Here is a 1,625-nt window from a genome sequence, read left to right as displayed (position 1 = left end):
TGCTCTTCCGATCTCTATTCATTGCGCTGCATGCCGATGAATCGGGTCATTCCCATGTCTCCTTAATAATCCATCTCCCCCTACTCTCGGCGATGGGGAAAGGCCAATACGGGATAATATCATCATGCCGTGGCGAGTTTTGCGGGTTGAAGGAGCCCTTTTGCAGCCTTAGGCCACGGCTTTTACCTCAGTTTTCACCTCAGCTTTCACCTAAGCTTACGGCCTTTGCTTACACTCACCCTCGCTCGATGACACATCCCAGCGCACCTAGTTGACCTCAATTAAGGTGTAACCGATACCACGCACCGTCTTAATTAATTCATTGGCGAGTTTTTTTCGTAAATGATGAATGTGCACTTCAATGGAATTACTTCCCACTTCATCCCACCCGTAAGTCAATTGCTCCAATTGACTGCGCGTCAGAACTCGTCCTACCGATTGAGCCAATTCAAGTAATAACTGAAATTCGCGCCGCGAAAGGGTGATATTTTGCCCACGAAAGGTCACTTCGCGGCGGGTTAACTCCATCGATAACGCGCCAACCACCAAACAATTATTATCGAGGCCAAATTGCCGCCGCACGATGGCACGAATGCGCGCCGCCAGTTCACGTACGTCAAAGGGTTTACTCAAATAATCGTCGGCGCCGATATCTAGGCATTCCAACTTAGTATCAAAATCGGTATTGGCAGTGAGCACGATTGTTGGGATAGAGACCCCTTGTTGCCGCCAAGCTTTGAGTAATGCCTTACCGTTACCATCAGGTAATCCCAAATCTAACACTATGGCACTAAAACTTTCATTTTTAACACCTTGCAGCGCTTGTTGATAGCTGTTGAGATGGTCAACTTGCATCCCTAACTTCCCCAAACTTAAACAAATGCCTTGGGCGAGTAATTCATTGTCTTCGACGAGCATGATGCGCATGGGCAGACCTTATCTAAAAATATCATGTTTAACAGCTTGTTGCTGCAAAAATGCTTCCGCGTTTGGGCCCTCAAGCATGGCCATGGTCGCGAGCATACCGGCAGTCACACAATTGGGCCCCAACACGGTGACCGAGCGCGGTGCCCCCAAGACGGGATAGCCAGTACGGGGATCGATAATGTGCCCATATCGTTGGCCATTGACCTCAATAAAACGCCGGGTATCACCACTGGTGGCTAAGGCCCCTTGGCTGATAGCGAGGACTTTGGCGGCATGATCTAGTCGCTTAGGATCTTCGATTCCCACCTGCCAAGGCGGGCTTTTGTGGATTGGACAAGCAATGTCCCCGCCAAAATTCACCAGAACCGGGATCGACGGATAACGCGCGGCCAACTCATAAGCCACTTTATCGACAGCATATTCCTTGGCGATCCCGCCCAAATCGAGCTGCATTCCTGGTGGCATGAGTAATTCTCTAGGTGCCAACGCGAGGCGCGCCAAGCCGACTAAGGCTTTCGCTTTTAGAATATCCTCAGGGGCGGGAATGCGGCTCTGGCCAGTAAACTGCCAAAGCTGCATTAGCGGCCCGGCGGAAATATCAAACAGACCATGACTGAGTTCAAAACACTGCTGAGCAAAGGATAATAACTGCCACGTTTCTTCATCAATGACCTGCGCGCAGCCCTCGCTATGATTCA

2 protein-coding genes are annotated in these 1,625 nt (G+C 50.2%); both read right to left on the bottom strand.

The genetic code is table 11. The features are described from left to right. Window positions 1–267: 267 nt before the first annotated feature. Entirely contained in the window at window positions 268–927 is a 660-nt protein-coding gene (locus tag ACRCZA_RS14135; protein WP_438675048.1) for a response regulator transcription factor, read from the bottom strand. 9 nt (window positions 928–936) lie between these two features. Next, window positions 937–1,625: FAD:protein FMN transferase (locus ACRCZA_RS14130; protein ID WP_438675047.1), on the bottom strand; the 689-nt coding region annotated here is incomplete at its 5' end.

Source organism: Shewanella sp. (genome assembly GCF_051658185.1).
In the GTDB taxonomy this organism is placed as follows: Bacteria; Pseudomonadota; Gammaproteobacteria; order Enterobacterales; family Shewanellaceae; genus Shewanella.
This window is presented reverse-complemented; position numbering and strand designations above follow the sequence as displayed.

Excerpts from the sequence above, each read along its gene's own strand:
- ACRCZA_RS14135 (WP_438675048.1), bottom strand. The coding sequence starts at position 927 with ATGCGCATCATGCTCGTCGAAGACAATGAATTACTCGCCCAAGGCATT.